Raw genomic sequence first — 24043 nt, forward strand, 5'->3', positions numbered from 1 at the left:
CGGGGGACACCATGAGCGAACCCGTCAACGCTTCGATCCGCGCCCGCCACTTCGCCGTCGACTATGCCGAGCCCAAGCCGGCGCGGCTGTGGGCCGGCGGCAGCCCGTTCCTGACCCACTGGCTGAACGCCTACACCATGACCATCCCGGACGGCGAAGCCTTCATCGTCCAGACCTTGCGCAATTTTCTCGACCGTATCGAAGACCCACAGCTCGCCCGCGACGCGTTGGGACTGATCGGCCAGGAAATCTCCCACTCGCGCGGCCATCTGAAGTTCATCGAGGCGCTGCGCGAACAGGGCTTCAAGCTGGACACCTACCTGCGCTTCACCCGCTTCATTTCCTTCCGCATCCTCCAGCCCACCGCCACGCCGCTGCAGCAACTGGCCTTCGTGGTGGGCATCGAGCGGGTCAACGAGCTGTTCGCCGAAATCACCCTGGGCAGCGGCAAGCTGGCCGGCGCGGAGCCGTCGGTGCGGGCACTCTACGAGTGGCATTTCGCCGAGGAGATCGAGCACAAGGCGGTGGCCTTCGACGTCTACCAGGCGGTCTCCGGCAAGCGCTTCTGGCTCGCCTACGGGGTGCTGTTCTGCTACGTGGTGAACATGAGCTACCTGTTCCTGGCCTGCGCCACCTTCCTGCGCCAGGACGGCCAATTGTTCAAGTGGCGGGTGTGGAAGGAGGCATTCCACTACTTCTTCCTCGACGAGCGTTTCCTGCCACGCATGACCCGTGGCTGCCTGCAGGCGATCCGCCGCGGCTTCCACCCGTCCCACAGCGACAACCGCCCGCTCGCCGAGCACGTCCTGCGCCGGCAGGTGATCAGCACGGAGGTCGCGCCATGATGAACGGTACCTCCCTGGTTCTCGGCGAGCCCCTGGAAGGCGCCGCCACCAACCGCGATGCGCGCCTGCGGCACTTTCTCGGCCGCCACGGGCGCGGCTGCATGGCCTACTCGACGCTGCAACCGGGCCTGGAGTATTTCATCCACGACTCGCTCGGCTACCTCGCCTACCTGCCCTTGCGCCATCCGCTGTTCGCGCCGGGCCGGCTGCATGTGGTGATCGGCGACCCCATCGCCGCGCCCGCCGACTACGAGGCGCTACTGGATGCCTACCTGGCCGCGCCGGGTGCGGCGGCCACGGTGTTCCTGGAAATCGGCGCGGCCTTCGCCGATATCCTCGCCCGGCGCGGCCTGCCGGTGAACGAGATGGGCATCGAGTGGGAAATCGACCTGCCGACCTTCGACAGCGATCTGCGCGGGCCTGCCTTCGCCCATCTGCGGCGCTGGCGCAACAAGGCGCGCAAGGACGGCGTGGAAGTGGCCGAGGGACGCATCACCGACCTCGACGCCGACGAACTGCTCGCCCTCAGCCGGCAATGGCTGCAACGCAAGGGCGGCCACGAGTTCATCGGCCTCAACCGGCCGCTGCTGCTGGAGAATGAGCCGGATGCCCGCTATTTCTGGGCGACTCGCGACGGCCGCCTGCTGAGCCTGGCGATCTTCGACCCGCTGTACCGCGACGGCCAGGTGATCGGCTACCTGCATAATCTGTCGCGTACCCTCGCCGAAGCGCCCCACGGCACCAACGACCTGATCGTGCTGGAGGCGATCCGCCGCTTCCAGGCCGAAGGCCGCGAGGTGCTGTCCCTCGGCCTGTCGCCTTTCGCCGAGGTGGAAAACGGGCCCTATCCGCACCGCGCCTACCTGACCGGGCTGTTCCGCTTCATGTTCCGCCACTGCCCGTTCATCTACCCGTTCCAGGGCAACTACTTCCACAAGGACAAGTACCGCGGCCGCTCCTTCAAGGTGTACCTGGCCTCGGTCCCGGCGCTGAACCTGTACCGGGTGCTGGGGGTGTTCAAAGCGCTCAAGGTGTTCTGACCATGACCAGCCTGACCGTTCGCCACCCACAACTACGCAGCCAGTTGCTCGCACTGCGCGATGCCTATGCGCAGCCCCGCCCCTGGCGCTCCACCTGGCAACTGGCAAGCACCCTGGTGCCGCATTTCGTGCTGACCTGGCTGACCTACCGCCACTGGAACGGGCCGTTGTGGATCACCCTGGCCCTGCTCTATGCCAACAGCCTGTTCCTCAACCGCCTGTTCGTGCTGTTCCACGACCTCATGCACGGCTCGATGTACCGCTCGCGGCGGCTGGGCAACCTGCTCGGCACCCTGACCAGCCTGCTGCTGTTCATGCCGGCCCATCACTGGCAGTACGAGCATAACTTCCACCACGCCAGTTCCAACGACCTCGGCCGGCGCGGCTACGGCGACATGCCGCTGCTGACGGTGCGCGAGTATCACGCTCTGCCCCCCTGGCGACGTCTGTGCTACCGGGTGCTGCGGCATCCGCTGTTCCTCTTCGGCCCGCATGCACTGTACAAGCTGGTGCTCTTCCCAAGGGTGGTGGCCAACCCGGCCTGGCCGGTGCGAGTGAAGCGCTCGGTGTACCTGACCAACCTGGCGCTGCTGGCGATCTTCCTCGGCCTCTGGGCGGCCGGGCTGGAGCGGCTGTTCTGGATCCAACTGGCGAGCTTCGCCATCAGCACACCGACCACGGTGTTCCTCTTCTACATCAACCACCACTTCGAGCAGTCGCAGTGGCGCGCGCCGGCCCAGTGGAATTTCGTCGACGCGGCGCTGCGCGGCACCTCGGTGCTGATCTATCCGCCCTGGATGCGCTGGTTCGCCGCCGGCATCGGCATGCACTGCATGCACCACCTGGTGCCGAAAATCCCCAACTACAACCTGGAGCGCTGCTGGAAGGAAAGCCCGCTGTTCGACCAGGCCACGGTGATCCCCTTCCGCGACAGCCTGGCGGCGACCCGGCTGCGCCTTTGGGACGAGGACAAGCAGCGCTACGTGGGCGCCGAGGGCTATCGGCGTGGCTGATACCGGTCGTCAGCGCGGCTCTTTTCCGCCGGGGCGCTGTCTACCTTTAGGTATGTTTTTCCACAGCAGGAGGCAAATAATGACCACCACCCCGCTGGATATCGATGCCGCCATGAAGCTTGCGTCCGAAGCCTTCCAACCCTACGGGTGCGTGACCAGCGCCAACCCCGAGGACGACAGCTTCGGCTTCACCGTGATGAGCAGCGCCGGAGCGGAGGTGCTCGCCGTGCCGCACGTACCGCGCACCCAGTACGCCAACCCGCTGCGGCTGTGCGGCGTGATCGAACAGGCGCGGCTGGATCTCCTGCACAAGGGCTGCCATCTCGATCCCTGGACCATGCCCTACATCACCGATCCTTCGGCGATTCCGGAGACACCGCCGAATTACTAGGCGGGTCCCTTCATTCGCGGATGAATCCGCCCCCGCAAACGGAGCGCAGCACCAGGCCGCTTTGGTAGGAGCCAGCTCTGCTGGCGATGCTTCCGTGTGGCCGCCTTCGCCAGCAGAGCTGGCTCCTACATAAAGCAAAGCACGCTCGGCGACGCATCCGTAGGAGCGAAATTCATTCGCCCAAAGGGCCCCGGACCAGCGAGCACATGGGCGGGCGACACCGCGCATGGCTCCAGGTTCCCTGCCGTCAATCGGCCTTTCGATACTGTGAGCCAATGCCCAGCCTGGCTCATTCCATCCGAAACTTTCGATATTCCTCCCGGTCGGTTCTAGGAAGCGGGCCCGTCCGCGCCCGACCTGCCGACAGGAGGATGCCGCATGCCCAATCTCGCCCGCGAGCCACAGGAACGGCTCGCCGCGGATCGCTTCCATGAGCTGTTCGTTCGATTCCAGGCCGTCCGCGCCACCAGCGAGGCGATCTGCGCGCCGCTGGCCATCGAAGACTTCGTCGTCCAGAGCATGCCCGACGTCAGCCCGCCGAAGTGGCATCTGGCGCATGTGAGCTGGTTCTTCGAGGCATTCATCCTGCAACCCTACCTGCGCGGCTATCAGCCCCTCGATCCACGCTACGACCACCTGTTCAACTCTTACTACCAGACCCACGGCACGCCGTTTCCCCGCGCCAACCGGGGCCTGCTGTCGCGACCGACGGTGAGCCAGGTCTACAGCTATCGCCAGCACGTCGACCTGGCCATCGGCGACCTGCTCGCGCATCCGCCCGCCGAACATGCCGAGGAGATCGCCCGCCGCGTGGAGCTGGGTCTGCAGCACGAACAGCAACACCAGGAACTGCTGTTGATGGACATCAAACACATCCTGGCGCAGAACCCGCTGCTGCCGGCCTATCGCAGCGATTTGCGCCCCGCTCCGTTGCAGGCGGCCGGGATGACACGCTGGCAACGCTATCCCAGCGGCCTGCGGCAGATCGGCCACGGCGGCGACGGCTTCGCCTTCGATTGCGAGACGCCCCGCCACCGCCAGTTCCTCGAGGATTTCCGCGTGGCCAGCCGGCCGGTGACCAACGGCGAGTACCTCGCCTTCATCGAAGACAAGGGCTATGAGCGTTCCGACCTCTGGCTGGCCGACGGCTGGACGCTGAGTCGCCAGGCCGGCTGGCGGGCGCCGCTGTACTGGCAACGTGTGGACGGCGCTTGGTGCGAGATGACCCTCGGCGGCCTGCGTCCGCTGGATCATGAGGCGCCGGTCTGCCACGTCTCCTTCTTCGAGGCCGATGCCTTCGCCAGTTGGGCCGGCGCGCGCCTGCCGAGCGAGGCGGAGTGGGAAGTCGCCGCCCAAGGCATGCCGGTGCGCGGCAATTTCCTCGAAACCGACTATCTGCAACCCGTCGCGGCCACGACCGCCAGCGAGATGCCCGGACAGTTGTTCGGCGACGTCTGGGAATGGACCGCCAGTGCCTACCGCCCTTACCCCGGCTTCCGCCCGTTGCCCGGCAGCCTGGGCGAATACAACGGTAAGTTCATGTCCGGACAGATGGTTCTGCGCGGCGGGTGTTGCGCGACGCCGCAGAGCCACGTCCGCGCCAGTTACCGCAACTTCTTCTATCCCGGCATGCGCTGGCAGTTCGCCGGGCTGCGCCTGGCCAGGGAGGCATGAGCATGACCGTGCACTTCCACGACCAGCGCCAACGCGCTGCCTGCGCCTCGCTGCGCGATGAGACGCTGGCCGGCTTCGCCACCGATCCCAAGGCCGTGCCGCCGAAGTTCTTCTACGACCGGCGCGGTTCCGAGCTGTTCGAGGCGATCTGCTGCCAACCGGAGTACTACCCGACGCGCACCGAAGAAGCCATTCTCGCCCGCGCCGCCCACGACATCGCCGAGATCGCCGGGCGGGACACCAATCTGGTGGAACTGGGCAGCGGCGCCAGCCGCAAGGTGCGCCTGCTGCTGGAAGCGCTGCATCCGGCCAGCTACCTGGGGATCGACATTTCCAAGGATTTCCTGCTCGACAGCACGCAGCGCCTGGCCAACGACTATCCCTGGCTCGACGTGCATGCGGCCTGCGCCGACTTCTCTCAACCGATGACGTTGCCGGAAGGCTTCGACGACCATCATCCGCTGGCGTTCTTTCCCGGCTCCAGCATTGGCAACTTCGACCCGGAAGACGCCCGGCGCTTCCTCGGCAACATCCACGAGCTATTGCCGGAGGGTGGCGGCCTGTTGATCGGCGTCGATCTGGTGAAGGACAAGGACATCCTGGAGGCCGCCTACAACGACGAGGCCGGCGTCACGGCGGCCTTCAACCGCAACCTGCTGGAACGCATCCGCCAGGAACTGGACAGCGACATCGACCCCAGCCGCTTCGAGCACCATGCGTTCTACAACGAAGCGGCGTCACGCATCGAAATGCACCTGATTAGCCCGGAGGCGCAGCAGGTGCGTATCGAAGAAACGTGCTTCGACTTCACCGCCGGCGAAAGCCTGCACACGGAGAACTCCTACAAATACACCGCCGCCAGCTTCCGCGACCTGGCCGGCAGCGCCGGTTTCGACACGGTGGCCACCTGGACCGATCCGAGGGAGCTGTTCAGCGTGCATTACCTGCAGCGCGTGGCGTGAGCGGAACCAAGGCTAACGAACGCCGCGCGCTTTTCGTGGGAGCCAGCTCTGCTGGCGATGCTTCGCAGCCGAACCGCAGCACCGCACCCTTTCCGCTACACCACGCCCATACCGTTCGCCAGGTCGTCGAAGATTTCCGGCACCAGCGCCGCCGTATCCTTTTCATCCAGGCGTCGACGGGCCTCGGCACTGGATTCGGAGGTGCCGCCGATCAGGCGCAGCAACCGTAGCCCGCGTTCTGTCAGGACGAAGTTTTCCCCGGTACCGCCACGTTCCTCCGGACGGGGTTCGATGAAGCCGCCGTTGAACAGCACGGCTTCGTAATCCGCCGCGTCCTGCTTCATGGCGTCCAGGTTGCCCACCGGCAACCCGGCAGCCGAATGCTCCTGCGCCAGCTCTTCGGCATAGGCGCGCGGCGCGAAATTCTTACCCGCGGACTCCTGGACCTTGAGCAGCAGGCGTTCGATGAGATCCCAGTTGTAGGCCATACCCGATCTCCTCCGGTTGCCGGTCTGCGGCGCCCGAACGGCGCCCTCTATGCATTCCGACCTACCGGCGGCCGGGATGGTTCGAGACGAACGAGCCCCGACGCGCCCGGTCTGAACACACAGGCCCGATCTTCACGAGGATTGCCGCAACATGCCGTTCATCGCCCCACGTTACCCCGTCTGCTTGCTGCTCGCCCTGTTGTCTTCCTTTATCCCGGCCGCCCATGCCGAAGACGCGCTGCGCATCGAGCAGTTGCAACGCTGCGGAGACCTGCTGGAGCAGGAGCGCCAGGAATTCTGCCTGCGCATCCGGGGGCTGGAAGACGGAGACCTGCGCGTGTCGCTCGGCGAGCGGGCACTGCCCGCCGCGAGCATCCGCCGCGAGGGCAAGCAACTCCGGCTGAGCCTCGCCAGCGCCGATCACCGAAGCGCTCCGCTCTGGCTGGAACAGGGCGAACGCCGCAGTAACCCGGTATGGCTGTCGTTACGCGGCAGCCACGTTCTCGCCGCCACCCCGGCGGAGGTGGCGAAGAACATGGACGGGCTGACCACTTACGTCGATCTGGTCAGCCTGATCATCGAAGAGCGCTTCGATGGTCTCGAGGAGGCCAGACGCCTGGCGGACAAGTACGGCGCCCGGGTAGTCGGCGCCATCGCCCCGCTGAACACCTACCAGCTTCGCCTGCCAGTGAAGAATCTCACCGAACGCGACGCCCTGCTGCTGCGCCTGGGCAGCGAGACCAGCGTCGATGCCGTGATAGTCGAGGAATCCGCGGCGGAGGGCGAAGCCGAGGTAGAGCCGGCGCAGGAGAAACCGGACCAGGACGAATGGGCCGCCAATCGCTTCGTCGATGCGGTGAACTACTACCGTCGACGTATCCCGGCGGGCGAGTCGCCGATTAAACCCACACCGATCCGCATCGGCATCATCGAACGCAACGTCGACTTCGATGCCCCGGATTTCGCCCGGTATCTCGGCGATTGCCGCCCGCAACAGCCACGCACCTGCCTGTACGCCCGCGACGCGAACAAGCCGGACAACCACGGCTCCACCGTGGCCGGAATTCTCGCCGCGCACTGGAACAAGGGGGGCAACACGGGCTTTCTCAGCGGCCTGGAAAAGGCCAGCGGCGGCTTCGAGGTGATCGTCGAACGCAACTCGGACGCCGGCATTACCGCCAACATCGCCGCCTCGGTGAACCTGGTGGAAGACGGCGTGCGGGTGCTCAACTGGAGCTGGGGCATCCACCGTGTCGGCGCCAAGGACATTCAGGGCGACGAGGTCGATTCGCTGATCCGTTCGGGATTGGCCATGAGCGGCTATGAAGAGCTACTGGAGGAGTTCTTCCTCTGGCTGCGCAGCAAGCACCCGGACGTGGTGGTGGTCAACTCGGCGGGCAACGGATCGTCCTTCTCCGGCACCGACGAGTACCGCCTGCCCTCCTCCTTCGTCACCGACCAGTTGCTGGTGGTTGGCGGCCACCAGCGCAGCGGCCGCACCGACGTGGCGGTGGACGACCCGGCCTACGTGACCAAGCGCAGTTCGTCGAACATCGACATGCGGGTCGACATTACCGCCTCGGCCTGCGCCCACGCCTCGACCCTGCGCGCCGACCAGCGCGGCGACGTGCACTGCGGTACCTCCTACGCCACGCCGATGGTCACCGGCATCGTCGCCGCCATGCTGTCGATCAACCCGACCCTGACCCCGGAGCAACTGCGCATGCTGCTCCGGCGCAGCGCCATGACCATCGGCGGCGACTACGACTTCGAGCCGATGGACGCCGACGACCTGACCGCGCCGATCCTGCCGTCCGAACGCAACTACGAGTTGAACAACGAGGACGTCGGCCGTTCCGCCCGGCTGGACATGCAAAAGGCGCTGGACCTGGCCGTACAGAGCCGCGACCGGGTGCGCTGAGGCATACCGGATGAACTTTCCCGATACTTCGGCAATCCACCGGACAGGCCCTGCCGCAACGAAAGGAGCCCCCGATGAAAATCTTCATAGCCCTGGCCAGCGCGCTTTCCCTGCTGGCCGCCGTGCCCGCCCAGGCGTCCTGCACGCCGGAAGAAGCCACCGCGAAAGCCGAACAACTGGCCGCCAAGGTCAACGAACTCACCCAAAGCGATCCGGAGAAAGCCGCCGAAATAAACGAGGAATTGAAGCGGATGAAGGTCGAGCGTACCGCCGAAGAACTGGAGAGCGAATGCGCCGCCTACGACAAACGCCTGCAGGAACTGGAAGAGGCCGAAAAGAAAGCGGCGGAGGATTGAGGCCATTGGCGGGCGGGCGAGTGAATTCGCCCTGTAGTCGAGCCATTCGACCACCCGGACTTTTCCAGCCCTCAATACGCCTCGTAGCGCCGTTCGATGGCCTGGTAAGTACCATTGCTGCGAATGGTCGCCAGGCCCCGGTTGAACTTGTCCCGCATCGACGCGGTGCGGAAACCGACATGGTAGGGCGTCGGCGGAAAGAGTTGGTACAGGGTCAGCGGCTGCGTCACATCGACCTGATCGGCGACTTCCCGATTGAAGTAATTGAGGATGCGCAGGTCTCCCACCACGACATCGATGCGTCCGCTGTAGAGCAGACGGTTACGGGCAATCTGGAGGGCTTCTTCGCGGTAGCGCGGGTTGCTCTCCGCCATGCTCTGGAATTCCGGGCCAAGCAGGTAGCGGGCTCGCTGGAAGGCGCTCACCGAGTAGCGACCGAGGTCGGCGATGCTGTGAATGTCGTATTTCCGCGAGGCCAGAGCGGCCGCAACATTGTGATACTGGATGTAGACGTCGGAATAGGCCACGTCGAGCTGGCTGAACCGGTTGGTGGTGGCGATGCCGTCCAGCTCACCCCGTTTCAGCATCAGGTGCAGGCGCTCCATCGGCAGGTAGTGGGCTTCGATGGTATAGCCGGCACTGCGGAACGCCGCGTCGACGATGTCGTATTCCAGCCCACGGTGCTCATTCTCGAAGATATACGGCGGTTTGTGCGTTCCGAAGCCCATCCGCACCGGATCGGCCGAGACGCCGACAGCCAACCAGAGCAGGCCCCAACCCAGAACACCCCTACCCATGCATACCCCTGCCACTGCCCACGCTGCTTACGCCTCCGGCGTCGGCCGGCGGGTGCCGTGCTGTAACGAGGAAGCCACGAAACGACAGTTTAGTGCTCCGCTCCGCAAATGACGACGGCCTGGGGGGGAAAGCCGGACGGCCAGCAGTGGGCGCGCCCGGCCGGTGGATCGCCGGTGGATTAGAGAATGTCGTCAGGCTGGACGACGATCCAGTTCTTGTCCGCGGTGACCGGCACGCCGGCCTTGGCCTGGGCTTCGGCGTTCCGTTTGATCATCGCGTCGATCTGGTCCATGTACTTGGCCTTGCGGTTCACCCAGAGGTGGATGCCGCCCTTCGCCACGTCGGTGCCGTGGAACAGCATGTAGCCATCGCTGCTGGGCGTATCGCCGGCCACCAGGATCGGCTTCTTCCACTCATCGATGTAGGTGAGGATGGCCGCGTACTTGCCGGACATCCAGGTCGCCGGGGTCCACAGGTAGGGGGTCATTTCCAGGGCCAGGTTGGCCTTTTCGTCATAGCTCCCGCTGGCGATCTGCTTGCGGGCGGTAGTCACGGCACCGGTGGCGCGGTCCTTCAGCAAGGTGGTGACGCCGATGACGTTTTCCGGCTTGACCTTGTAGCCGTACTTCGGATCGGACGCCACCATGCGCACCAGCTCCTCATGGGCGGCGGTCATGATGTACACCTCGATGCCGTTCTCCTGCAGCAGATTCATCAGCTCGACCTGCCCGGTGAAGATCTTCGGCGGGTTGATCTCGATGGTCTTGACCGCATCGCCTTCGTAATAGGTACTGGGGATCGGCTTGCCGTAGGCCATCAACTCATCGACATAGCCCTTCAGTTCCTTCAGGGTGAAGCCGGAGAACACCTGCGCCACCCAGGGGTAGCAGACCATGTCGTCGATTTCGCAGAGCCGGTAGTAGTAGCTGTTCAGGCTTTCCTTGTGGCCGTTGACGTCCTTGAAGGGAATCAGCTTTAGCGATGGGTCGATGCTGTCGCGGGTCAGCACTCCTTTCATTTCCATGAACGGCAACAGCGACTCTTCCAGGTCGAAGCGATAGCTGGTGTTGTCCATGTCGAACACGGCATAGGCGCCGGAGTTGGCGTGGGCCTTGGCCAGCTCGTTCAGTTGCTTGGCGGCCGGTTCCGGCCAGTGCTTCAACTCGACGGCCGGGGCCTGGCCGGCGAGGCCGATGCAGAACAGTCCTGCCAGTAGCGTGCGTGCAAACGTCATAGTTCGTATCCCTGAGTGCGCGATGGGGCGAGGAAGCCGCCGCGAAACGGCGACCGCCTGACCGTAACAAGGCGCGCAGCGTGGCAAGGCTTCGTTACCGACTCATGACATTCCGATTACGCCGCCACCCTGTTCATTTGCGACAGACCGACACCGCGACCCACGTCATGCCGCGTCATCAGCCGGGGAAATATCCGCCGATTCATCGCGGCATAGAGTCTGGCGGCTAGACTCTCCAGCCAATGCACGGATGGGATCGCCCCATCACCAGCCCAGGAGAACAACGATGCGCAAAGCCGAATACCAACAGCGCGGCCCCGTACCGCAGGACGTGATCGATGCCGTGGAGTTCGAGTTGCCGCCACCGGCCGCCGGCCAAGTGCTGGTCAAGGTGCTGGCCGCACCGATCAACCCCTCCGACGTGCTCACCCTGACCGGCGAATACGGCATGTTGCCGCCGCTACCGGCGGTGGGCGGCAACGAAGGCGTCGGCCGCGTCGAGGCGCTGGGGCCGGAGGTCGGCTCGCTGAAGGTCGGCCAGACCGTGCTTCTACCGGCCGGCTGCGGCACCTGGACCACGCATCTGGTGGCTGCGGCGAACAAGCTGATCCCGCTGCCGGATGCCGATCCGCAGCAACTGGCGATGCTTACCGTCAATCCGCCGACCGCCTACCTGATGCTGCGTGAGTTCGTCGACCTGCAACCGGGCGACTGGGTGATCCAGAACGTCGCCAACTCCGGCGTCGGCAGTTACCTGATCCAACTGGCCAAGCTGCGCGGACTGAAGACGGTCAACGTGGTGCGCCGCGAATCGGCGGTGGCCGGTGTCCAGGCCGAAGGGGGCGACGTGGTGCTGGTGGACGGCCCCGACCTGCACAAGCGGGTGCGCGAGGCGACCGGCGGCGCGGCCATCCGCCTGGGCATCGATGCCGTGGGCGGACGCGCCACCGACCACCTGGCCGCCTGCCTGGCCGAAGGCGGCACCCTGGTGAACTACGGCATGATGAGCGGCGAGCCGTGCCAGTTGTCGCCGGCCTCCTCGGTATTCCGCGACATCACCCTGCGCGGCTTCTGGCTGGCCCGCTGGTTCCGCAACGCCAGTCCGGCGGATCAGATGAAGGTCTACGGCGAACTGACCCAACTGATCGCCAGCGGCAAACTTCACGCCCGCATCGCCGCGACCTACGACGTCAGCGAGATCAAGCAGGCGGTGGCCGCAGCAGCCAGCGGCGAACGCGACGGGAAGATCCTGATCGTGCCGAAGTGACGGCCCCTGCCGGCCCGAGGCTCGTTGTAGGGTGAGGGGCGGGGCGTCCGTCACACCGGGAGTCCCGGAACATCGATGCCCATTCGCGAGCAAGCTCGCTCCTACAACAGAACGAACCGTTGGGGCGAATGCATTCGCCCCAACACGGACTGGCTTTTCGTAGGAGCCAGCTCTGCTGGCGAAGCGCCCGACCCGTTACTCCGCAGCCGGCTTCTTGCGCTTGAGCGGTGCCATGCCGTCCTGGCTGACGACGGCCGAAGGCGTGCCGGTCTTCGGCCGGCTGGCGGACTTGCGCTTCGGAGCGGCCTTGGCGGCGGCCTTCTTGTCGCCCGCCTTGTCCTTTTTCTTCTTGGTCCCGGCCGCCTTGCCCGAGGCCTTGAGGTTCTTCGGCCCCTGGTAGGTACCCTTGAGACCCTTGATCACCCGCCGCTCGAAGCGCTGCTTGAGGTAGCGCTCGATGCTCGACATCAGGTTCCAATCGTTGTGGCAGATCAGCGAGATCGCCAGCCCCTCGCCGCCGGCCCGCCCGGTACGGCCGATGCGGTGCACGTACTCGTCGCCGGAGCGCGGCATGTCGAAGTTGATCACCAGGTCCAGCCCCTCGATATCCAGGCCGCGCGCCGCCACGTCGGTGGCCACCAGGACCTTCACCCCGCCCTGCTTGAGGCGCTCGATGGCCAGCTTGCGTTCCTTCTGGTCCTTCTCGCCGTGAAGGACGAAAACCTTGTAGTCGCCAGCCACCAGATGGCCGTAGAGCCGATCGGCCTGGGCACGGGTATTGGTGAAGACGATCGCCTTCTGATAGGCCTCGTTGGCCAGCAGCCACTCCACCAGCTTCTCTTTGTGAGCGGGGTCGTCGGCCGTGATGATCTGTTGGCGGACGCCCTCGTTCAGCTCGCGCACGCTGTTCAGCAGCAGATGTTGCGGCTCGCGCAGCACCTCACCGACCATTTCGCGTAGCGCGGCACCGCCGGTGGTGGCGGAGAACAGCATGGTCTGCTGGCGGCCGGCACACTCCCCGGCCAGGCGGCGCACGTCATCGGCGAAGCCCATGTCGAGCATGCGATCGGCTTCGTCCAGCACCAGTACCTCGACCTCCTTCAAGTCCAGGTTGCCGGCGTTCAGGTGCTCCAGCAGGCGCCCCGGCGTGCCGATCAGCACGTCCGGCACCTTGCGCAGCAGGGCGGCCTGGACCTTGAAGTCCTCGCCGCCGGTGATCAGGCCGGACTTGATGAAGGTGAACTGGGAGAAACGTTCCACTTCCTTCAACGTCTGCTGGGCCAGTTCGCGGGTCGGCAACAGGATCAACGCACGGATGCGTACGCGCGGCTGGGCATCGCCGATCAGCCGGTTGAGCAGCGGCAGGACGAAGGCGGCAGTCTTGCCGCTGCCGGTCTTCGCCGTCACCCGCAGGTCGTGTCCCTCCAGGGCCGGCGGAATGGCCGCCGCCTGGACCGGCGTCGGCTCGACGAACTTCAGCTCGGCCACGGCTTTCAGCAGGCGTTCATGCAGGGCGAATTGGGAGAACACGGGGTTACCTCGACGAAGACCGAAAAAACAGGGTGCATAGCCTAACGTGTGTCGCGCCGGAAAACCCGTAATCCGTGCATTGCATCGTGAACCGGCGGACGATCCGCGCGTTATCCTGCGCGCCAGCCCACCAACGACGGCTTGCGCAACGACGGCCGACGCGGGATCGTAGGCCCACTTCGCGCCGCCGGCGCATCAAGGAGACCCCATGCTGAAACCCTCCCGCTTCGCCCTGCTCGGCACCGGCCTGGCACTGATCCTGAGCGCCCAGCACGGCCTCGCCGCGCCGAAACACGACAAAGGCAGTCACCAGGGCGGCCACGAGAGTGGCGGCGCCAGTGTCCAGATCAGCGGCCCGACCATCGACATCGGCCGGGTACGCATCGTCCTCGGCGAGAACCGCAACCTGATCGGCCCGACCACCGCCCTGCCGCCGGGCGTCAGCAAGAACCTCGAGCGTGGCAAGCCGCTGCCGCCCGGTATCGCGAAGAATTTCGACGGCCGCATCCAGAGCCAGTTGCCGCACTACGACGGCTACGAATGGAAGCAGGTCGGCCGCGACGTGGTGCTGGTGGCCATCGCCACGGGAATCGTCTACGAAGTGCTGCGCAACGTACTCGACTGAGCGGCACCCGACCGACCCACAGCCCGGAGAACTTCACGCGATCCGGCGACTCCAACCAGCGAATCCGCGGCCGCAACAGGCCGCGGTATCCGGTCGGCCATCGCCGGATCGTGCGCCATCCCCGGATGCGCCCCGTCGTGGTCCGTCGTCGGCAGCCTGGATGGAGCGGAACGCATCGATGAAACCTTCCCTGATCTATTACGTGGCCGCCAGCTTGGACGGCTATATCGCCCGCCCCGATGGGCGCATCGACTGGCTGCAGCCTTTCGAGGACAGCGGCGAAGACCACGGCTACAAGCACTTCTACGCCAACATCGACGGCCTGCTGATGGGCCGCGCGACCTACGAAGCCCTGCTGGCCATGGGCATCGACTGGCCGTACCCCGGCAAGCCGTGCATCGTCCTGACCCGCGCCGAGCACCTGCCCATCGCTTCCTCCGACGTCCGCCTGCGACATGACCTGCCGGCGGAGGCCATCGCCGAGCTGGAAGCGTCCGGCTGCCGGCGCATCTGGCTGGTGGGAGGCGGATCGCTGGCCGGCACTTGCTACGCCGCCGGACTGCTCGACGAACTGGTGGTCAACATGGTGCCGTACCTCCTGGGTGCGGGCATCCCGATGTTCGCCACCGGCCTCGAACACGGCCTCACCTTGCTGGACCAGCGGCATTTCGCCAACGGCGTGGTGCAGATGCACTATCGGTTGCAGGCGGATACGGATAGTCAGGAGGTCGCCGCGTGACCATCTTTCGCATTGCCGCCGCCTGTCTGTTGGACGCCCAGGGCCGCCTGCTGCTGGTACGCAAACGCGGCACCCGGGCCTTCATGTTGCCGGGCGGCAAGCATGAGCCGGGGGAGTCGGCGTTGGAAGCCGTCCTGCGCGAATTGAGCGAAGAGATCGAACTGTCGCTGCCAGCGGAGGCCCTGCACTATCTCGGGCGTTTCCAGGCGCCGGCCGCCAACGAGCCGGATTGCCGGGTGGATGCCGATGTCTTTTGTGCCCGCCTTCTCCATCCAGTGCGAGCAGCCGCCGAGCTGGAGGAACTCGCCTGGCTCGATCCGGGCAGCCCATTGCCGGACAGCCTTGCCCCGCTGCTGCGCGAGCAGGTGTTGCCCGTGCTGCAACGGCATCTGGAGGCCGAGACGGCCTGATCTCAGACGCGGGCCTCGCGGGCGGCGCCGAGGGTGCGGACGTACTCGGCGAACGCGACGCAGGGCCCGTCCAACGCCATCCCGGCTTCGAAGTTGTCGCGCTTGGGATTGGCCCGCGACCATTGGCAGACCACGTCCACGTCGATATAGCGGGTGTGGTCTTCCGCCTCGCGGATTTTCAGGCACAACGCCAGTTCGCTGCCGGCCTCGATCGGCGCATCGGAAATCAGCCGGAAACCGCCGAACGAGATGTCGCCGGCATAGCCCAGCAGTTCATCGTTCTCACGCAGGAGAACCCGGACACGGAATTGGTTGCGAAAGGTGACGCGGCGGTGTTGGCGCATGCTCTCTTCACACTTCTCAGGGTGCTGGGCTGTCGTCAGCCCGGTGGCCGCCGTGTGCGGTCGGCCATCGGGCTGCGGAGTCTCGTCAGAGCGCGGATATTACCTTCCGCCTTTATCAATCGTTCTCAAAACCCATCAAAACAGCGCTTTTCCATCACATTTCCGGCTTCAGGCCGGAGCAGCCGCCGCCAGTCCCGCGCGCATGTTTGCCGCATCGCGACCGAAGCTGCGTGCCGCCTGCACCAGGCAGAGCATGGCAAGGAACAACGCGGCCGGAATCAGGTACATGGCGTCATGCAGGCCGACCGCCTTGAAGGCTTCGGTCATCTCGACGGCCCCCGCCGCGCCCATCGCCGCCTGGGCGAAGTGATCGGAGAGCAGCCCCACCACCACCGGCCCCAGGCCGCCGCCGAGCAGGTACAGCCCGGCGAAAAACAGGGCCATGGCGGTGGCACGCAGGCGCGGCTCGACCACATCCTGGATCGAGGTATAGACGCAGGTATAGAAGTTGTAGGAGAACAGCCAGCCGATGCTGAATACCGTCACGAACAGGCCGATCTCGATCCGCCCCGAGAACAGCGCGAAGCCGGTGGCGACAGAAGCGACGAACATGCTGAAGGCGCCGAACAGCAAGCGTCCACGCTCGTTCCTCAGGTGCAGGCGGTCGGCGACCCAGCCGCCCAGGGTCAGCCCGATCAGGCCGGTGACGCCGACGATGACGCCGGTCGCCAGTGCCGCCTGTTGCAGCGAAAGCAGGAAGTAGCGCTGCAGCATCGGCACCATGAAGGAGTTGCAGGCGTAGGTGGCGAAATTGAAGGTCAGCCCGGCGATCACCAGCCACCAGAAAGTGCGGATCGCCAGGACCTTGCGCAGCGGCTTGTCCACCGGTGTGGTGGCGCTTTTCACCGCCTCGGCCGCGCCGCGCTGCGGCTCCTTGATGAAGAACATGAACAGCGCCAGGACCAGGCCGGGCACGGCCGCGATGAAGAAGGGCGCGCGCCAGCTATCGAACGCCTTGACCATGGCGCCGATGGTGAAATACGCCAGCAGCAGCCCCAGCGGCAGGCCGAGCATGAAGATGCCCATGGCGCGGGCACGCCGGTGCGCCGGGAAGAGGTCGCCGATCAGCGAGTTGGCCGCCGGCGCGTAGCTGGCCTCGCCCACGCCGACGCCCATGCGCACCAGCAGGAAGCTCCAGAAGTTCCAGGCCAGGCCGTTGACGGCAGTCAGCCCGCTCCAGGCCGCCAGGCCCCAGCCCATGATCTTGCGCCGCGCCCCGGTATCGGCGAGGCGCCCGAGCGGTACCCCGGCGATGGCATAGATGATGGTGAACGCCGTGCCGATCAGGCCGATCTGGAAATCGCTGAGGCTCCACTCCATCCGGATCGGCTCGATGATGATCGCCGGGATGGTGCGGTCGAAGAAGTTGAACAGGTTGGCGAGGAACAGCAGGCACAGGATGCGCCATGCATTCGCCGCTTGCGGGGGATGCTGCATTGAGTCGTTCTCGATCCGATTGTTGTTATTGGAAAACGCAAGACACGCCAAGGCTTCCGGGCAATCTAGAAGCTGCGCCCGTTGCTGTCTGCGAACATTCGTAGGTTTTATGTAACGCGATGCGATGACGCGGAGACGGAAGGGATAAGCGAGGCATTCGAAGGGTCATGTCGTCGTCCTTTACGACCAGGGCAAAATCCATATACCCGGGCAGTCTAGAACAATTCGCTATAACTGTGATTACCAATTAGTAGAAAAGCACGGCTGCCTTACCGGAACGGCGCTTGCCCCGTCTCTATACTGATGCCAGATTGCCATTGCGATCCGTCGGACTGTCGGCCCACATCAAGGAGAAGCTGCGCTATGGAATGGATGGGGCTGCGTTTTCTCTCCAGTCTGCCCGAGGATGGGCAGGTCATTCTGGAATGCACCCACGACCCGCTGCTTGTTCTGCTGGCCTATCTGGTCGCCTCCATCGCCAGCCTGACGACGCTGGGCATGGCCGAGCGGATCGGCTATGCGGCCCACGAGCGGGCCCGCCTGTTCTGGCGCTGGGGCGGGGCCTTCTGCCTGGCAGGCGGCATCTGGGCGATGCACTTCATCGCCATGCTGGCCTTCAATGCACCGGTGCCGTTGCGCTATGACCTGCTGGGCACCGTCATCTCCCTGCTGATCGCCTTCATTGCCGCCCTGCTGGCGATGAATACGCTCAGCCATGCCCGCCTGCAGCCGTCCCAGTATCTGATCGCCGCGGTGTGCATCGGCCTGGGCATCGCGGCCATGCACTACAGTGGCATGGCCGCCCTGCGTTCCGAGGCCACCCTGTACTACGACGCCGGGTTGTTCGTGTTATCGGTGTTCCTTGCCATCGCCGTCAGCCTGGCCGCCTTGCTGCTGGCGCTGTACTTCCGCCACGGCAACGGCATTCTCAACCTGTTGTTGAAGTACCTGGCCAGCCTAGTGATGGGTGGCGCCATCGTTTCCATGCACTTCACCGGCATGTGGGCGCTGCACCTGGTGGTGCCCGTGGGGACGCCGCTGGCCTTGCAGGGCGCGTCGGAGGTGCTGCCGCTGGCCCTGAGCCTGGGCTTGGTGACACTGCTGATCCTCGGTGGCGGGCTCAGCGCGGTCTGGGCCGACCGCAAGCTGGAAAGCAAGGAGCGCGACCTGCTGCGGGTCAATACCCTGCTCAGCCAGCTGGACCAGGCCCGTACCTCGTTGCAGATGGCGGCGCACTATGACGCCCTGACCAACCTGCTCAACCGCCGCGGCTTCAACGAGGTGTTCGCCGAGCGCTTGGAGGAACACGCGCAACGCCACCAGTCCCTGGCGGTGATGTTCCTCGATATCGATCACTTCAAGCGGATCAACGACAGCCTCGGCCACGATGCCGGCGACGAGCTGCTCAAAGTGGTGGCGGAGCGCCTGAGCGGCACCTTTCGCGAACAGGACGTGGTGGCCCGTTTCGGCGGCGACGAATTCTGCGTGCTGGCCAGCCTGCACAACGCCGACGAGGCCCGCGACCTGGCCCAGCGGGCGATCCAGGCGATGAAGGAACCCATCGCCCTGGCCGGGCGCTGCATGGTGATGACCACCAGCATCGGCATCAGCCTGTTCCCCCAGGACGGCGAAACCTGTGAGGAGTTGCTCAAGCACGCCGACCTGGCGCTTTACCAATCGAAGGGCAGCGGGCGCAATAACATGCACTTTTTCAGCGCCCATCTGAAAGCCAAGGCCACCGTGGAACTGCAACTGGAAGAAGCGCTGCACATCGCCCTACGGGAGGAGCGCGGCCTGCAGCTCTACTACCAACCGATCCTCGACCTGCGCAGCGGCGAGCTGAACAAGCTGGAAGCACTGGTGCGCTGGCACCATCCGCAACACGGCCTGCTCTCGCCGGATCGCTTCATCGGCATCGCCGAAGCCAATGGTTTCATCGACGAACTGGACGACTGGGTGCTGCGCCGCGCCTGCCAGGAACTCGCCCTGCTCTGCGGCACCGGCTACCGCCTGAAGGTGGCGGTGAACTGCTCCGCGCTCAACCTCGGCCGCGAGGACCTGCCGCAGGTGGTGGACCAGGCGCTGCGGTCTTCCGGCGTGGCCCCGGCCCTGCTGGAGATCGAAGTCACCGAGAACGCCCTCATGGGCAACATCAACCAGGCCGTACCGTTGCTGCAACGCATCCGTGAGCTTGGCGTGTCGCTGTCGATCGACGACTTCGGCACCGGCTACTCCTCGCTGGCCTACCTCAAGCGCCTGCCGCTGGACACGCTGAAGATCGACCGCTCGTTCATCCAGGACATCAACAACTCGCAGCAGGACATGGAAATCGTCCAGGCCATCATCGTCATGGCCCATGCCCTGCGGCTCAAGGTGGTCGCCGAAGGGGTAGAGGATGCGCAGCAACTGGCTTTCCTCCGCGACCACCGTTGCGATTTCGTCCAGGGCTACCTGATCGGGCGCCCTTTGCCACTGTCACAGTTGCGCGACTACCTTGAAACGGTCCCCTTGCCGCCGCGGATGGCGGCCAACACCCAGGCGCAGGCGGCCATTCGAGCCGATTGCTGAAAGGGTCATGGACAGCCTGACCCGAGCGATCAGTGCCGGTGCTGCCGGAACATCTCCACCAACGTGGCCGGATCACGCTCGAGATTGCCCTGACTGCCGTGCAGGCGCATCAGTTGCGCCGCCAACCCGCTCAGAGGCGTCGCCGAACCCTGCTCGCGGGATAGTTTGACCGCCGTGTCGAGGTCCTTGAGCAGCGTGCGGACGTGCCACTTGACCGGCTCGAACTCGCTGGCCGCCATCTGCGGCGCGAGGATCTGCAACGGCCTGGAGTCGGCGAAACCACCGGCCAGCGCCGGGGCGATCAGCTCCGCATCCACCCCGGCCTTCTCTGCCAACGCCACCACTTCGGCGATCACCAAAGCATTGCAGGCGACGATCATCTGGTTGCAGACCTTGGTCACCTGGCCGGCGCCGACATCGCCCATTCGGGTCAGGCGCTGGCCGAGGTGGGCGAGCACCGGGCGCACCCGCTCGATATCGTCTTCGCGCCCGCCGGCCATGATCGCCAGTGTCCCGGCTGCCGCGCCGGGCGTGCCTCCGGATACTGGCGCATCGATCCAGCGCATGCCGCTGCGACGCTCCAACTCCGCCGCCATCTCACGGGTGGCGGCCGGCTCCAGGCTGGAAAAATCCACCAACAGTTGACCCGGCCGCGCGCCTTCGACGATGCCACCGGGGCCGAACACCACCTCGCGCACCACAGCGGTGTCGGCCAGGCAGAGCATCACGATCTCCGCCGCCCCGCACAGCTCGGCCGGATTCGCAAGGCTCCGGGCACCCTGCTCCACCAGCGACGCGCACTTTTCCGGCGAGCGATTCCAGACGCTCAGCGGATAACCCGCGGCGAGCAGCCGGCGGCACATCGGCAGCCCCATCAGACCGATGCCGGCAAAAGCGAGGGAAGGCAGGGCGGTGGTCATCGCGGGTCTCCTAAGTGGTTTCGAGTGACGCATCTTACCGCGCCATCAGAAACCATCCGCATACGCTGCCTGATGTTTATTCGCCAGCCAGCCTCTATAATCCGCCCGCTTTTTCCGCTATTGAACCGGAGAACCCGTCATGCTCAAGCGTACCCTGGCGCTCGCCGCCGGCTTTGCCCTGTCTTTGTCCGCCGTTTTTTCCCATGCCGCCGAGGTACTGAAAGTCTCGGCCATTCCCGATGAAGCCCCCACCGAACTGCTGCGCAAGTTCAAGCCGCTGGGCGCCTATCTGGAAAAGGAGCTGGGTATGGAAGTCCAGTTCGTGCCGGTATCCGACTACGCCGCCGTGGTCGAAGCCATCGCCGCCGACCGTATCGACATGGCCTGGCTGGGGGGCTTCACCTTCGTCCAGACCCGCCTGAAGACCGGCAACGCCATCCCATTGGTGCAGCGCGAGCAGGACGAGAAGTTCACCAGCACCTTCATCAGCGCCGACCCCGCCGTCAAATCCCTGCAGGATCTCAAGGGCAAAACCTTCGCCTTCGGCTCGGTGTCCTCTACCTCGGGCAGCCTGATGCCGCGCTATTTCATGCTGCAGGACGGCATCAAGCCGGAAGAATTCTTCAGCCGCGTCGCCTACTCCGGCGCCCATGACGCCACCGCCGCCTGGGTCGAGGCCGGCAAGGCCGACGGCGGCGTGCTCAACACCTCGGTCTGGGAAAAGCTGGTCGCCGCCGGCAAGGTCGACACCAGCAAAGTCAAGGTCTTCGCCACCACCCCGACCTACTACGACTACAACTGGACCGTCCGCGGCAGTCTCGACCCGGCCCTGGCCCAGAAGATCAAGGCGGCGTTCCTCGCCCTCGATCCGGCCAACCCCGAGCACAAGGCGATCCTCGACCTGCAGGCCGCCAGCCGCTTCGTCGAGACCAAGCCGGAGAACTACACCGGGATCGAGGAAGCCGCCCGCGCAGCCGGCCTGTTGAAGTGAACCTGCGTCTGTCCGGCGTGGGTCTGACCCATGCCGACGGCCAGCCGGCGCTGCATGGCATCGACCTGGAGATCGCCCGTGGCGAGCGCGTCGCCCTCATCGGGCCGTCCGGTGCCGGCAAGACCAGCCTGCTGCGATTGCTGGCCACCGGCCTGAAACCCAGCGCCGGGCGACTCGAACTGCTCGACGCGGAACCCTGGTCGCTGTCCGCGGCGGCCCGGCAGAAATTGCGTGCTCGTATCGGCCTGATCCACCAGGCTCCACCCCTGCCGCCGCGCCAACGGGTGGTCACCGCCGTTCTCGCCGGACGTCTCGGCCAGTGGTCGCTGGGCAAGAGCCTGCTCAGCCTGCTGCACCCGGTGGACAGCGTCGGCGCCGAAGCGGCCCTGGCGCGCCTGGACCTGGGCGACAAACTGTTCCAGCGCTGCGACCAGCTCTCCGGCGGCCAGTTGCAGCGGGTGGGCATCGCCCGCGTGCTCTACCAGGCGCCGGACCTGATCCTCGCCGACGAGCCGGTCTCCGCCATGGACCCGGTCCTTGCCGGCCATACCCTCGGTGTACTCAACCGTGAGGCCGAGGCCCGTGGCATCACCCTGCTCGCCAGCCTGCACGCGGTGGACCTGGCCCTAGCGCATTTCCCGCGCATCGTCGGCATCCGCGACGGCCGCATCGTCTTCGACCATCCGGCCCATGAGGTCGGCCAGGCCGAACTGGATGCGCTCTACGCCAACGAGCAATTGCAGGCCAGCGTGCCCGCCTCCGCTCCGCCGGCGCCGGTCACTCTGCACATCCCGCGATGCTGAACGCTGCGCCCCGCGATCCCGCCGCCTTGCCGCGCCTGGTCCTGACCGTCCTGGCGCTGGCCCTGTTGTGGCCGGGCCTGCGGCTCAGCGAACTGGACCTGGGCGTGCTGGTGCAGGGCGACAACGCGCGCAGCATGGGCCGCTTCGTCTCGGCCTTCTGGCCACCGGAGCACGGCAGCGAATTCCTCGCCCTGCTCGGCCGCGCCACCCTGGAAACCCTGGCCATCGCCACCGCCGGCATGTCCCTGGCCCTGCTCATTGCGTTTCCCGCCGCCCTGCTCGCCTCCCGCGCCCTGTCGCTGAGCGCCCTGCCACGTGGCGGACGTCCGGCCTGGTGGGCGCGCCTGCTGCGCTGGCCGGTGCGAGGCCTGTTGATCGTGCTGCGCAGCGTGCCGGAGATAGTCTGGGCGCTGCTGTTCGTCCGTGCCGTCGGCCTCGGCCCCACGGCCGGCGTGCTAGCCATCGCCATCACCTACAGCGGCATGCTCGGCAAGGTCTATGCAGAAATCTTCGAGTCGGTGGACGCCCGGCCGTCCCGCGCGCTGCTGGTCGCCGGCAGTTCGCGGCTGGCCGCGTTCGCCTATGGCATTCTGCCGAACGCGGCGGCGGAGATGCTCTCCTATACCGTCTACCGCTGGGAATGCGCGATCCGTGCCTCGGTGGTAATGGGTTTCGTCGGCGCCGGCGGGCTGGGCCAGCAGATCGATCTGTCGCTGCGCATGTTCGCAGGCGGCGAAGTGGCCAGCATGCTGCTCACTTTCCTTGCCCTGGTGCTGCTCGCCGACCAGCTCAGCCGTTTCCTGCGGGCACGCCTGACATGAAACGCCTGGGCAACTACATCCTGTTGCTGACGCTGCTGATGGCAGTGGCGGCTTCGTTCATCTACCTCGGCATCGACCTTGGCGAACTGGGCAGCACCCGCAGCCTGCGGCAGATGGGGCAGTACGCGGCGAGCTTCCTCTCGCCGGACTTCTCCGCCGGGCACCTGCACGCCATCGGCCAGGGCGCGCTGGAAACCCTCGCCATGTCGGCAATCGGCACGTTGCTGGCGGCGATTCTCGGTCTGGCCCTGGCATTGCCGGCCGCCGGGCGTTGCGGGCGGTTCGCCCTGAGTGCGTCGCGCCTGCTGCTCAACGCCCTGCGCGCGGTGCCGGAGCTGGTCTGGGCCGCGCTCATGGTGCTCGCCGCCGGCCTCGGCCCGAACGCCGGCACCCTGGCGCTCGCTCTGCATACCGCCGGGGTCCTCGGCCGCCTGTTCGCCGAAGCGCTGGAAAACACCCCGCCGGAGCCGGCCGAATCCGTACACCTGGCGGGCGGCGGACGCATCGCCGCCTTCTGCTACGGCACGTTGCCGACGCTCTGGCCGCAACTCTTGGCCTACATGCTCTATCGCTGGGAAAACAATATCCGCATGGCCAGCGTGCTCGGCTTCGTCGGTGCCGGCGGCCTGGGGCAAATGCTCTACGTGAGTCTCAGCCTGTTCCAGGAGGCCCAGGCTGCTACGGTAATCCTGGCCATGCTTCTGCTGGTGCTGGCGGTGGATGCGCTGAGCGGCTGGCTGAGGCAGCGCTGGGTGGCGGGCTGACACGTAAGGAGCGAGGGGTGAGGCGTAGATGCTACCCCTCCG

Annotated in this window: 24 protein-coding genes; 17 read left to right on the plus strand and 7 right to left on the minus strand. The window is 65.8% G+C overall.

Annotated elements, in window-relative coordinates; translation table 11 throughout:
- Nucleotides 1–11: 11 nt before the first annotated feature.
- From BZL41_RS10635 to egtD, 6 genes are all read left to right on the plus strand, one after another.
- The gene (locus BZL41_RS10635; protein ID WP_095599264.1) at nucleotides 12–845 is read left to right on the plus strand and encodes a metal-dependent hydrolase; all 834 of its coding nucleotides are present in this window, start codon (nucleotides 12–14) and stop codon (nucleotides 843–845) included.
- Nucleotides 842–1885, plus strand: coding sequence for a DUF2156 domain-containing protein (locus BZL41_RS10640; RefSeq protein ID WP_095599265.1), 1044 nt, complete (start codon nucleotides 842–844; stop codon nucleotides 1883–1885). Before BZL41_RS10635 ends, BZL41_RS10640 begins: the two co-directional genes overlap by 4 nt.
- Nucleotides 1886–1887: 2 nt before the next feature.
- Nucleotides 1888–2898, plus strand: coding sequence for a fatty acid desaturase (locus BZL41_RS10645; RefSeq protein ID WP_095599266.1), 1011 nt, complete (start codon nucleotides 1888–1890; stop codon nucleotides 2896–2898).
- A 79-nt stretch (nucleotides 2899–2977) separates the two neighbouring features.
- Nucleotides 2978–3289 (plus strand): hypothetical protein, encoded by a 312-nt coding sequence (locus tag BZL41_RS10650; RefSeq protein WP_095599267.1) that lies wholly within the window; start codon nucleotides 2978–2980, stop codon nucleotides 3287–3289.
- 378 nt (nucleotides 3290–3667) lie between these two features.
- Nucleotides 3668–4963 carry an ergothioneine biosynthesis protein EgtB gene (gene egtB / locus BZL41_RS10655; RefSeq protein ID WP_095599268.1) on the plus strand — a complete coding sequence of 432 codons (1296 nt, stop codon included), beginning with the start codon at nucleotides 3668–3670 and terminating at the stop codon, nucleotides 4961–4963.
- Nucleotides 4960–5925 carry an L-histidine N(alpha)-methyltransferase gene (egtD, locus tag BZL41_RS10660; RefSeq protein WP_095599269.1) on the plus strand — a complete coding sequence of 322 codons (966 nt, stop codon included), beginning with the start codon at nucleotides 4960–4962 and terminating at the stop codon, nucleotides 5923–5925. The genes egtB and egtD overlap by 4 nt, the downstream gene beginning before the upstream one ends.
- A 95-nt stretch (nucleotides 5926–6020) precedes the next feature.
- Here egtD and BZL41_RS10665 read toward each other — a convergent pair whose 3' ends face one another.
- A complete protein-coding gene (locus tag BZL41_RS10665; RefSeq protein ID WP_095599270.1) occupies nucleotides 6021–6413 on the minus strand; it encodes a transcriptional regulator in 393 nt (130 codons plus the stop codon).
- Nucleotides 6414–6564: 151 nt separating this feature from the next.
- On the opposite strand from BZL41_RS10665, the gene BZL41_RS10670 reads away from it, so the two are divergent.
- Both BZL41_RS10670 and BZL41_RS10675 read left to right on the plus strand, forming a co-directional pair.
- The gene (locus BZL41_RS10670) at nucleotides 6565–8334 is read left to right on the plus strand and encodes a S8/S53 family peptidase (protein WP_095599271.1); all 1770 of its coding nucleotides are present in this window, start codon (nucleotides 6565–6567) and stop codon (nucleotides 8332–8334) included.
- 74 nt (nucleotides 8335–8408) lie between these two features.
- Entirely contained in the window at nucleotides 8409–8690 is a 282-nt protein-coding gene (locus BZL41_RS10675; protein ID WP_095599272.1) for a hypothetical protein, read from the plus strand.
- A gap of 71 nt (nucleotides 8691–8761) precedes the next feature.
- On the opposite strand, the gene BZL41_RS10680 is transcribed toward BZL41_RS10675, so the two are convergent.
- On the minus strand, nucleotides 8762–9487 hold the full coding sequence (locus tag BZL41_RS10680; protein ID WP_095599273.1) for an ABC transporter substrate-binding protein: 726 nt from the start codon (nucleotides 9485–9487) through the stop codon (nucleotides 8762–8764).
- Between the two features lie 179 nt (nucleotides 9488–9666).
- Complete coding sequence (locus BZL41_RS10685) at nucleotides 9667–10722, minus strand: phosphorylcholine phosphatase (RefSeq protein ID WP_095599274.1); 1056 nt, start codon at nucleotides 10720–10722, stop codon at nucleotides 9667–9669.
- A 286-nt stretch (nucleotides 10723–11008) separates the two neighbouring features.
- Between BZL41_RS10685 and BZL41_RS10690 the strand changes: the two genes are divergently transcribed.
- The gene (locus BZL41_RS10690) at nucleotides 11009–11989 is read left to right on the plus strand and encodes a zinc-dependent alcohol dehydrogenase family protein (protein ID WP_095599275.1); all 981 of its coding nucleotides are present in this window, start codon (nucleotides 11009–11011) and stop codon (nucleotides 11987–11989) included.
- A gap of 195 nt (nucleotides 11990–12184) precedes the next feature.
- On the opposite strand, the gene BZL41_RS10695 is transcribed toward BZL41_RS10690, so the two are convergent.
- On the minus strand, nucleotides 12185–13519 hold the full coding sequence (locus BZL41_RS10695) for a DEAD/DEAH box helicase (protein WP_095599276.1): 1335 nt from the start codon (nucleotides 13517–13519) through the stop codon (nucleotides 12185–12187).
- Nucleotides 13520–13727: 208 nt separating this feature from the next.
- Here BZL41_RS10695 and BZL41_RS10700 point away from each other — a divergent pair, with 208 nt between their 5' ends.
- From BZL41_RS10700 to BZL41_RS10710, 3 genes are all read left to right on the plus strand, one after another.
- Complete coding sequence (locus BZL41_RS10700) at nucleotides 13728–14144, plus strand: anti-virulence regulator CigR family protein (RefSeq protein ID WP_095599277.1); 417 nt, start codon at nucleotides 13728–13730, stop codon at nucleotides 14142–14144.
- Nucleotides 14145–14322: 178 nt separating this feature from the next.
- A complete protein-coding gene (locus BZL41_RS10705) occupies nucleotides 14323–14883 on the plus strand; it encodes a dihydrofolate reductase family protein (RefSeq protein ID WP_095599278.1) in 561 nt (186 codons plus the stop codon).
- Nucleotides 14880–15293 carry an NUDIX domain-containing protein gene (locus BZL41_RS10710; protein WP_095599279.1) on the plus strand — a complete coding sequence of 138 codons (414 nt, stop codon included), beginning with the start codon at nucleotides 14880–14882 and terminating at the stop codon, nucleotides 15291–15293. The genes BZL41_RS10705 and BZL41_RS10710 overlap by 4 nt, the downstream gene beginning before the upstream one ends.
- A gap of 2 nt (nucleotides 15294–15295) precedes the next feature.
- Here the strand turns inward: BZL41_RS10710 and BZL41_RS10715 are convergent, their stop codons facing one another.
- Complete coding sequence (locus BZL41_RS10715) at nucleotides 15296–15637, minus strand: PilZ domain-containing protein (RefSeq protein ID WP_095599280.1); 342 nt, start codon at nucleotides 15635–15637, stop codon at nucleotides 15296–15298.
- A gap of 168 nt (nucleotides 15638–15805) precedes the next feature.
- Complete coding sequence (locus BZL41_RS10720; RefSeq protein ID WP_095599281.1) at nucleotides 15806–17134, minus strand: MFS transporter; 1329 nt, start codon at nucleotides 17132–17134, stop codon at nucleotides 15806–15808.
- A 363-nt stretch (nucleotides 17135–17497) separates the two neighbouring features.
- Here BZL41_RS10720 and BZL41_RS10725 point away from each other — a divergent pair, with 363 nt between their 5' ends.
- The gene (locus BZL41_RS10725) at nucleotides 17498–19702 is read left to right on the plus strand and encodes a bifunctional diguanylate cyclase/phosphodiesterase (RefSeq protein ID WP_095599282.1); all 2205 of its coding nucleotides are present in this window, start codon (nucleotides 17498–17500) and stop codon (nucleotides 19700–19702) included.
- A 29-nt stretch (nucleotides 19703–19731) separates the two neighbouring features.
- Here the strand turns inward: BZL41_RS10725 and BZL41_RS10730 are convergent, their stop codons facing one another.
- Nucleotides 19732–20622: an NAD(P)-dependent oxidoreductase gene (locus BZL41_RS10730; protein WP_095599283.1), complete on the minus strand. Its 891-nt coding sequence runs from the start codon at nucleotides 20620–20622 to the stop codon at nucleotides 19732–19734.
- Nucleotides 20623–20761: 139 nt separating this feature from the next.
- Between BZL41_RS10730 and BZL41_RS10735 the strand changes: the two genes are divergently transcribed.
- The 4 genes from BZL41_RS10735 to phnE are packed head-to-tail and all read left to right on the plus strand — an operon-like array spanning nucleotide 20762 to nucleotide 24001.
- Nucleotides 20762–21613, plus strand: a complete 852-nt coding sequence (locus BZL41_RS10735) for a putative selenate ABC transporter substrate-binding protein (RefSeq protein ID WP_095599284.1) — start codon at nucleotides 20762–20764, stop codon at nucleotides 21611–21613.
- Nucleotides 21610–22416 (plus strand): phosphonate ABC transporter ATP-binding protein, encoded by an 807-nt coding sequence (locus BZL41_RS10740; RefSeq protein ID WP_095599285.1) that lies wholly within the window; start codon nucleotides 21610–21612, stop codon nucleotides 22414–22416. Before BZL41_RS10735 ends, BZL41_RS10740 begins: the two co-directional genes overlap by 4 nt.
- On the plus strand, nucleotides 22410–23237 hold the full coding sequence (locus BZL41_RS10745) for an ABC transporter permease (RefSeq protein WP_095599286.1): 828 nt from the start codon (nucleotides 22410–22412) through the stop codon (nucleotides 23235–23237). Before BZL41_RS10740 ends, BZL41_RS10745 begins: the two co-directional genes overlap by 7 nt.
- Nucleotides 23234–24001: a phosphonate ABC transporter, permease protein PhnE gene (gene phnE, locus BZL41_RS10750; protein WP_095599287.1), complete on the plus strand. Its 768-nt coding sequence runs from the start codon at nucleotides 23234–23236 to the stop codon at nucleotides 23999–24001. Before BZL41_RS10745 ends, phnE begins: the two co-directional genes overlap by 4 nt.
- Nucleotides 24002–24043: the final 42 nt, after the last annotated feature.

Source organism: Pseudomonas sp. PIC25 (assembly GCF_002286785.1).
Taxonomy (GTDB): Bacteria; Pseudomonadota; Gammaproteobacteria; order Pseudomonadales; family Pseudomonadaceae; genus Pseudomonas_M.